The sequence below is a fragment of the Malonomonas rubra genome, from assembly GCF_003247215.1.
Taxonomy (GTDB): Bacteria; Desulfobacterota; Desulfuromonadia; order Desulfuromonadales; family Geopsychrobacteraceae; genus Malonomonas; species Malonomonas rubra_A.
In genome coordinates this window covers 23029-31639 of sequence record NZ_QKAP01000119.1, presented here as the reverse complement: position 1 = coordinate 31639, position 8611 = coordinate 23029, and the positions used below count along the sequence as shown (strand labels likewise).

Below are 8611 nucleotides of genomic sequence, written 5' to 3'. Positions count from 1 at the left end.
GACCAACAACTTCGCCATCCCTGCGCCGACCGTTGCCGAAATCTACAAGCAGCGCTGGCAGGTGGAGCTGTTCTTCAAATGGGTCAAAGGACACTTGCGAATCAAATCGTTTTACGGCACATCGATCAACGCTGTGAAGAGTCAAATATGGATTGCGCTGAGCATTTATCTGTTGGTGGTGATCGCCAAGAAAAAGCTCAGCATTCCATGCCCGCTCTACACTTTTTTACAGATTCTGGAGGTCAACTTGTTTGAGAAAAAGCCCATTTCATCACTGGTTGCTGACGCTCTCAAGCAAATCCAACACCTCCCTGACAATAACCAGTTGAACTTATTCAACTATTAACCGGACAGTTGTGAGGTCATTTCACAAATAAAAAGGCTCTAGACAACCAGAGAGTTTCTGCTAGTCTAGAGCCATAAAAATTATGAAATCATAACAGAGTCCCCCCATCTTATACAGTCCCGATCCTGTCTTTATAAGACTAAGCGCATTAGTTAACCGACCATAAATACAAGCATAAATGAATAATAGTGCTTCTTCCGCAGCAAGAAAATTCTTTCAGCAAGGAATCAACCTTTGGCAGATCGTCTCTATCTAAGTAACCTTTCTGTTTCTGCCATAGCATCCTTTTACCCCCTAAAGCCGCTCTTTTTTGGGACCTTAACCATTACTCTTTCTTGTTTCTTGCTTTTATTCGCCGGTCAATGGTAAAAAAAGTCGGTTATTTATAAATGTGTGCAGTCCCAAGGCACGAACCAGCGGATACTTGTTTACTTCGTGCTAGGGGGCAAAGCCTACCAACCACCGCTTCGTTTTTTATGGCAAGCGGCCCCTGTGGCCGTTTTTATTTTGAGCAATGGAGGAGAATTACCATGGGATTTTTCTTTCTACTCGTTCTTGCTTATTTAATTGGCGCGATCCCTACCGGCGTTATTCTGACCAAACTGACCGGTGAAGAAGATATTCGCACTATCGGCAGTGGCAACATCGGCGCAACCAACGTCTATCGCACTGCCGGACGCAAAATGGGGCTATTGACCTTGGCCGGCGATTGCTTAAAGGGGATTCTCCCGCTTCTGATCGCCCTGATTTTTGGCTTCCACGGTACCCAGTTGGCCGTGGTCGGTCTGTTCGCCCTGGTCGGGCACTGCTACCCAGTTTATCTCGGCTTCAAAGGTGGCAAAGGAGTCGCAACCGCGCTCGGCGTGATGCTGATTATCTCACCAGGTTCTGTGTTATTGGTTCTTTCCCTGTTCCTTGTAGTGCTCGGCAAGTGGCGATATATTTCTTTAGCCTCAATTACCTGTGCTGGAGTTATTCCCTACCTGGTTTTGGCTTTAGAACGCTCGATGATGATTTTTTTCGTAACATTCTGTATAGCGGCCTTGGTGATCTATCGCCATAAGGAAAATATCGACCGCTTGTTGGCAGGGGCTGAGAACAAGTTCAGCCTGTAAGGTTATTTGATGCGAAAATGGCTTATCGCCACAGTTTTATTGACCCTGACCGGGCTTGCGATCAGCGCCGCATATCTTTATCAGCAGATCTGGTCCCCTCTCGCCCCTGAGGAAAATATCGATTATCAGCTGAAACCGGGCACAAGTCTCTCTAAAGTCGCCAATGACCTGCATAAACTTGGAGTTCTGCGCTCCCCAATCGGCTTGAAGCTGCTCGCCAAGCTGTGCAAACAGAGCGGAAAAATTCAGTCAGGCACTTATCGATTCAGCAAAGCTGCTACGTCAGAGGAGATTTTACTACGCCTGGTCACAGGCGACGTCAAAAAAGTCGGCCTGACTATTCCGGAGGGATTTACCCTTGCACAGGTTATTGACCGAATCGCGCAAGCGGGATTCGGCAACAAGAACAAGTTAGAGAAGTTGGCCAACGATCCTGAATTCATCAAGTCCCTGAAGCTTGATGTGCCGAACCTGGAAGGGTACCTGTACCCGGAAACCTATCTGTTTACCCCAGGGATCGATGAAGCCCAACTTTTGAGAATGCTGGTCGAACAGTTTCACAACCAGCTAGACCCTGCCCTGTTAAAAAAAGCGAAACAGCTGAACCTCAACCGCCACCAACTGGTCACCTTGGCATCAATTATCGAAAAGGAAACCGGTCTGGTGAAAGAAATGCCTTTGATTTCATCTGTCTTCCACAACCGCCTACGGCGTGGGATTCCCCTGCAGACCGATCCGACAGTTATCTACGGAATTAAAAATTTTGATGGCAACCTGACGCGAAACCACCTGAAAACACCAACTCCTTACAACACCTATATGATAAAGGGGCTGCCACCCGGCCCGATCGCCAACCCGGGCAAAGCTGCGCTAAATGCAGCCGCAGAGCCGGCGAAAAGCGAATACCTGTATTTCGTTGCGCGTGGGGACGGCAGCCACTATTTCTCCAAGACCCTTAAAGAGCACAATGGAGCTGTTCGCAAATATCAGCTCAAGCGCAACCGCTGAAATTCAGCCAGCCGATATACTGACAAAAACCAGTCCCTGACTGCCACTATTGTTTACTCCGTGGGAATCCCCAGCCGGTGCCAAAAGAACTGCTCCCGCGCTAATTGAAGTCGGTTCCAGTCCTTCCTGCAAAAATTCCCCCTCGCCTTCGAGAACGACCCAGATGTGATCTCCTGCATGCACATGGGGATGGATATGTTGCCCTGGCAACAAGCACCAGAGGGTCGAGCGGCTGTTTGCCGTCTCACCCAGCTGCACTTTATTCGCTTTTTCCTTACTGAATTCAATCTTATCCTGATAGTTCCAAATCTCTGTTGCCATAATTCACACCCTTTTCGTCAACTGAAAAAAAACGCCCCGACAAGCGGGGCGTTAAGTAAGGTATTTAATTTCACCAAAAATTTAAGCCTTAGTGATCTGAACTGCCGTCCGATTACTACCGTCAGTCAGCAGTTGGCTGATTCCTAGTTCGATAAAGTTGTTCGGCGCAAACAACAGTCCCTCCGGCACTGCACTCGTCACCTTCACTTTCCCAACCGTCGAACCAATAGAACTGCTCAGCTTCACTTTATCGCCATCTTTGACGCCTGCGCTGTCAGCATCGGCTGCGTTGATCTGAATCAGGCCCTCAGGCTCGACCTCTAGCTGTGCGGCTGCCCAAGTCGAGGTAGTACCGAAATGACGCATCGATTTTCCGCTGAGCAGTTGCAGCCCTTCAGCCCCATCGCTGACCGTCACCAGCTGATAATTCATGCTCTTTTCAGCCGGCCTGTAAGGTTGCTTCAGGCAAGGACGATGACGATCTTCTCCGGTGAAGCAGATATCCCCGTACAGCGAAGTCAGACTGCTTAGTTCAGTCAGAATGCTAGCTCGGCTGAAGGTGACCGGTTGCTTGGTCAGTCGCCCGTAAAGCTCGGCGAAGATGCCCCAATCTTCACGCGCTTCTCCAATCGGACGGATCGCTTGCTCAAGAGACCGAACACGCTGATCGAGAGAGGTCACGCTACCTGATTTTTCCGCGAAGGAGGTACCAGGCAAAACGATTTTGGCAAGTTTAGTTACCACCGTCGGCAGGATGTCTTGGGCTACGAGTACCTCGACCTTCTCCAGCGCCTTCATCCAGCGACCGCTGTTCGGGAAGGTTTGCGGATTAACCGCCGCCAAGTAAAGGAAGCGTATTTTACCCGCCTCGATCCCTTGCAAGATCCCCTCGGCGTCCAGACCGCCACTTGGCAGTTTGGTACCCCAGGCGCGGGCAAACTTATCACGATTTTCTTCATAATCCTGGTAGCCGGGCAGCGACTCTGGGTAAACCCCCATATCGAGCAGGCCTTGCATATTCCCTTTTTCATCAAGCGGGAACAGTCCGCCCTGCTTGCGCAGAGCACCGCTTAGAATGGCCAGGTTGGCAATGGCAGCTGACTTGGCGGTACCCAGTTCAGACTTGGTGATGTCGCCACCGAAAATGACTACCACGTTGTCCGCCTTGCCGATGATATCGGCTGCAGCTTCCAACTCGGCGCGAGTCAGGCCGGCTGCGGTAGCTGCCTCGTCAACTTTGACCGCAGCCAGTTGGTCTTTCAACTCATCAAGATTGGCAACCATGCTGTTCAGGTAGTCCTCGTCGATCAAGCCGCGGTCCACCAATAAACGACTGATTCCGTTGACTAAGGCAATCTCGCTTCCCGGCTTATAGGTCAGCTGGCTGTTAGCGAACTGGGTCAGATGGATGTCGCGCATATTGGCCACAATCAGCTTGCCATCTCTTACCCGGATTGCTTCCTGAATCTGCCAGTCAACGGCCGGGGCTTCAGCGGACGGATCAGCGCCAAACACTAGCACCGCATCGGCTTCACCGATGGCGGAAAGCAGGTTGCTGGATCCCCGCAGCTTCAGCCCCTTATCGAGCGCCCGAAGTGCCCGGAGCGCACCATATCGGGCCTCGGAATCGATATTATTGCTGCCGATCGCAGCCCGGAACAGCTTCTGGAACAGGTAGTTCTCTTCGTTGGTCAGGCGCGGCGACGCCAAGCCGGCAATAGCCTCAGCTCCGCTCTCTTCTTTGATCTTCTCGATTTCGCTGACCAGAGCCTCCATTGCACGATCCCAGGTTGCCGGAATGTTTCCAACAGTAGGAGCAGTCAGGCGCAACGGATTGTTGACATAACCATAACCGAAGAAACCACCGATACAGAGGTTACCCTTGTTGGTAGTGCCCTCGTCGTCCGAGGTGACGCGGAAAATTTCATTCCCTTGAACATTGATATCGATTTGGCACTGGCTCGGGCAGTAGGTGCAGACAGAAGGCACTTTGCGCAGAGCCCAAGGGCGCGCCTTGAACTTGAACGGCTTGGAAATCATCGTCCCGGTAGGGCAGACCGACACGCAGTTGCCACAGAAGATGCATTTGTCGAGATTCTTGTCGATATAGGCCTTGTCGCCCTTATCGTTAACGAACAGCGAATCGGCACCAACGACCTCGTGGCAAACCTTGACACACTTTTCGCACATCACGCAGCGCGCCGGAACCTGCTGGATTAGTGGCCAGCCATCAATCGTCTCCGGGTTGACATCTTCCGCAGCAAAGGTCTGGCGATTCACCCCCAGCTCGTAACAGGTGTTCTGCAGGTCACACTCGCCGCCGGCATCGCAGACCGGGCAATCGAGCGGGTGGTTGACCAGAATCAACTCCATGATCTGCTTGCGAATCTGGGTCAGTTTTTCCGACTGGGTGATGACCTTGATCCCCTCTTTGACCGACGTGTTGCAGGCGGTCATCGTCCGATCGACCCCCTCAACCTCAACGGCACAAATCCGGCATGCACCGGTCGGTGAGACCTTCTGCAACCAGCAGAGCGTCGGGATATGGATATCCAGTTGCCGTGCCGCCTCAAGGATGGTGGTTTCCTTGGGGACACTTACCGACTTACCGTCAATCGTAAGGCTGACCATATTATATTCACCTCGAATGTCGACTGCACCGCTCTAAAGAACGGTGCAGTCTGTATGTTCAAATTAAGCTGTTAAACGGCAATCATCGAAACGCGGTAACAACGCAGGCAGCGTTCTGCCTCCTTGACCGCTTCAGAATCATTGAAGCCAAGTTCGACTTCTTGATAATTCCCTTTACTGGCCCGCTCCTTGCCATGAATCTCATGCTGGTTGAAGCGCTGTACGGCATCGAGCCAAGGAACCTCTTCGTTCTTATCATAAACGCCTAAATGGCTGAGAATATCCTCGTGGAAATCATCGTCGGTCAGGTAGGCTTCACCCTCTTCCAGGTAACGCTGGATCACCTTGGCGGCGCGGTGAGCGTTGCCGACACAGGCGACTACGGTCAGCGGACCGATCTCGGCGTCACCAGAGGCGAACACCCCATCCATATCGGTGATCAATACGCGGGAAAGCGGGTTACCCATGTCGTCATTTAGATCACGCCCCGCCTCACTCTTGAGCGGTACGAACTTGGTAACCACGGTGTTCCAGCGGGTGATACCGATCCCGGTTTCCTCGGCAATGAAGGAGAGATCTGGATCCTGACCGATGGCCGGGATCAGGGTATCACACTCAACTATGAACTCGCTGCCTTCAACCGGCTGTGGCCGACGACGCCCGGAATCATCCGGCTCACCCAGTTCCATACGAACACACTCGACGCCGGAGACCTGACGCTTGTCATCGACAATGATTTTCTTCGGCAGAACCAAGAACTCAAACTGTACGCCTTCCTCGTCAGCACCATCGACTTCCCAGACGTCCGCCGGCATCTCTTTCCGGGTCCGGCGATAAAGCAGGGTTGAAACTTCTGCACCTTCGCGCAGGGCCACCCGAACACAGTCGATGGCAGTGTTACCACCACCTACGACACAGACTTTCTTCCCCATACCGGTCGGCTTGCCCATGTAAGCTTCACGCAGGAACTCAATACCACCGGCAAGAAAACCATTGTAGCCCTTGTCCTCCCCTTCAATCCCTGCCGGTTTCGACTTATGAGCACCCGGAGCGACCAACACGGCATCAAACTTTTCTTTCAGCTCTAACAGGCTGATATCAACGCCGACCTTGGTATCGTAGATAATTTCAACGCCCATCGAGCTGATGATGTCGATATCGCGCTGCAACAAATGGCGCGGCATCCGGTAAGCCGGGATACCGACGGCGATCATACCACCGCCGAAACCCTCTGGCAGGGTTTCATAAATAGTGCAGGGGTAGCCTTCCAGCGCCAGGTAATAGGCAGCGGCCAAGCCGGCCGGGCCGGCACCTACAATGGCAATTTTTTTGTCCTTCTTGGGCTTCGGCTGCATCGGCGGTTGATGATTGTGCATCCACTCGTAGTCGGAAGCGGTCCGCTTGAGTACCATGATATTGACCGAGTCATCAACGTTGGCGCGGCGACATGCGGTCTCGCAGGGGTGTGGACAAACCCGGCCACAAACCGCTGGCAGAGGCATGCTTTCGCGGATGATGGAAAGTGACTCATCGTAGCGACGATCCTTGATCGCCTCAATGTAAGAAGGGATATCGATATGTGCCGGACACTTGTCCTGACAGGGTGCGGTCATCTTTACCTTGTACTCAACCGCCTTCCTCTCTTTCTTGTTGCCGTTGATGTAGTCAAGGTACTCGGAGCGGAAATGCTTGACGGTATCCGCAACCGGAATGCCTGAAGTCTGACAGAGGGTGCACTTGCAGTTCTTCATCAGCTCGGCAATATTCAGCAGGGTATCAAGGTCCTGCTCACTGCCGTTGCCGGCAACGATCTTGGACAGAGTGTCCTGCATAACCCGAGTGCCTTTTTTACCGGGCGAGCACTTGGCGCAGCAGTAATCTTCCTGCACCCGCTTGGCATATTCGGCAGCCATCGCCACCACATCGACGTTAGGATCTTTCAGGATCAGTCCATCCCAACCCATAAATGCGGCAATCTCTTTTTCACCGCCAAATGTAATCGGCAATTTCTTCTTGGCAACTTCGACTTCCGCATCGCCACCCTGCCGATTATCGACAACCTGTCTTCCCCAGCTGGAAAAAGTAACCTGTGACAAACCGGCCTCCTATGACCTGCTTCGACCTTCCCCAAAGAGGAAGGTCGTGAACCCCAAAACGGGGGGAATCAACCGATGTTCTGGCTGTTTTTATGCCTTTAAATCGTATACAGTATGCAGGTAGATACCACAAACGGTGGTCTTAAATCAAGGCTATTTTTCAACTTAACGTAAGTGTGAAAACAGCCTTAAATTCAAGCAAAAACAATTTGTTAGCGATAAAAGCACTGCATAGAACCACTGCTTTCAAGGTAGTGGAGGTGGTGGGTTGACAATCAGCCAAACTGGCGACTTAAAGCCCTTTTGCTGTTGCAGTTGCCACTCTTGCGACCACTGCCACTTCTTGACTCGCATCGACGGCAACCGGTAGAATTCCAAACGAAAATCGGCTGACGCGACCTTGATTTCTGCGTTCAGATCTATGCTGACTATCCGGCTGTCAACCACCCTCAAATCATCATCTTGCTGGAACTGATCGAGAAAATCATTACGCACATCATCATGCAAGAAGTTGGCAGCACCAAGGTAATCCTGCCACCGCATCGCTTCGCTAAATCGATCTCCAAAAGCGGTCATGTCCTTTCCAGCGTCGAAAGATCCAGCGCACGCGACAACAAAAAAAAGCGTCCCCAAAAGCGAACAAAGCAAACGCATCGAAACAATTCTCCTTATCCGGGCAAATTACCATCCTAAACAACTCAGGGAGCAATAAAAATTAATTTTTCTTCTCGCCAAATCCGCTTGCACCCGGGTAAATATCGGCTAAACTGTCTGACCTTCGGCCGCCTTTCCCATGCCGAATTTTGGTTATTAAGGTTAAGTAGGAGCACCACCATGCAAGACATTCATGTATACAGCAAGAGCTATTGCCCTTTTTGTAAGCGCGCTATCGAACTTCTGAAAATCAAAGGCGTTAATTTCACCCTCATCGACATCAGCGAGGACAATAGTCTTGAAGAAGAAATGCGCCATCGCTCTGGCCGCGCCACCGTCCCGCAGATTTTCATCGGCCGCTTCCATATCGGCGGTTGCGACGACCTATTTGCTCTCGACGAGCAAGGCGGACTTGATCCACTCTTGGCGTGAGCTCATCG

Annotated in this window: 8 protein-coding genes; 4 read left to right on the top strand and 4 right to left on the bottom strand. The window is 51.7% G+C overall.

Annotation, left to right across the window (positions count from 1 at the left end; genetic code table 11):
- The 3 genes from Q7J88_RS12400 to mltG form a co-directional block, all read left to right on the top strand.
- Positions 1–346 (top strand): transposase (locus Q7J88_RS12400; RefSeq protein ID WP_303722547.1); only part of this gene is annotated, 346 nt, incomplete at its 5' end.
- Positions 347–876: 530 nt separating this feature from the next.
- Positions 877–1461 carry a glycerol-3-phosphate 1-O-acyltransferase PlsY gene (gene plsY, locus Q7J88_RS12395; protein ID WP_303722546.1) on the top strand — a complete coding sequence of 195 codons (585 nt, stop codon included), beginning with the start codon at positions 877–879 and terminating at the stop codon, positions 1459–1461.
- 9 nt (positions 1462–1470) lie between these two features.
- Complete coding sequence (gene mltG, locus Q7J88_RS12390) at positions 1471–2469, top strand: endolytic transglycosylase MltG (protein WP_303722545.1); 999 nt, start codon at positions 1471–1473, stop codon at positions 2467–2469.
- A 3-nt stretch (positions 2470–2472) separates the two neighbouring features.
- Here mltG and Q7J88_RS12385 read toward each other — a convergent pair whose 3' ends face one another.
- The 4 genes from Q7J88_RS12385 to Q7J88_RS12370 all read right to left on the bottom strand — a co-directional run bounded on the left by Q7J88_RS12385 (position 2473) and on the right by Q7J88_RS12370 (position 8093).
- The gene (locus Q7J88_RS12385; protein ID WP_303722544.1) at positions 2473–2790 is read right to left on the bottom strand and encodes a cupin domain-containing protein; all 318 of its coding nucleotides are present in this window, start codon (positions 2788–2790) and stop codon (positions 2473–2475) included.
- Positions 2791–2871: 81 nt separating this feature from the next.
- On the bottom strand, positions 2872–5421 hold the full coding sequence (locus tag Q7J88_RS12380; protein WP_303722543.1) for a molybdopterin-dependent oxidoreductase: 2550 nt from the start codon (positions 5419–5421) through the stop codon (positions 2872–2874).
- A 71-nt stretch (positions 5422–5492) separates the two neighbouring features.
- Positions 5493–7517, bottom strand: a complete 2025-nt coding sequence (locus Q7J88_RS12375; protein WP_303722542.1) for an FAD-dependent oxidoreductase — start codon at positions 7515–7517, stop codon at positions 5493–5495.
- 246 nt (positions 7518–7763) lie between these two features.
- On the bottom strand, positions 7764–8093 hold the full coding sequence (locus tag Q7J88_RS12370) for a hypothetical protein (RefSeq protein ID WP_303722541.1): 330 nt from the start codon (positions 8091–8093) through the stop codon (positions 7764–7766).
- Between the two features lie 258 nt (positions 8094–8351).
- On the opposite strand from Q7J88_RS12370, the gene grxC reads away from it, so the two are divergent.
- Positions 8352–8603, top strand: a complete 252-nt coding sequence (gene grxC, locus Q7J88_RS12365) for a glutaredoxin 3 (RefSeq protein ID WP_303722540.1) — start codon at positions 8352–8354, stop codon at positions 8601–8603.
- Positions 8604–8611 lie beyond the last annotated feature (8 nt).

Bases quoted from the DNA above. Each gene is read 5' to 3' on its own strand.
- Q7J88_RS12380 (WP_303722543.1), bottom strand. From the start codon at position 5,421: ATGGTCAGCCTTACGATTGACGGTAAGTCGGTAAGTGTCCCCAAGGAA.
- mltG (WP_303722545.1), top strand. From the start codon at position 1,471: ATGCGAAAATGGCTTATCGCCACAGTTTTATTGACCCTGACCGGGCTT.
- plsY (WP_303722546.1), top strand. From the start codon at position 877: ATGGGATTTTTCTTTCTACTCGTTCTTGCTTATTTAATTGGCGCGATC.
- Q7J88_RS12385 (WP_303722544.1), bottom strand. From the start codon at position 2,790: ATGGCAACAGAGATTTGGAACTATCAGGATAAGATTGAATTCAGTAAG.
- Q7J88_RS12370 (WP_303722541.1), bottom strand. From the start codon at position 8,093: ATGACCGCTTTTGGAGATCGATTTAGCGAAGCGATGCGGTGGCAGGAT.
- grxC (WP_303722540.1), top strand. From the start codon at position 8,352: ATGCAAGACATTCATGTATACAGCAAGAGCTATTGCCCTTTTTGTAAG.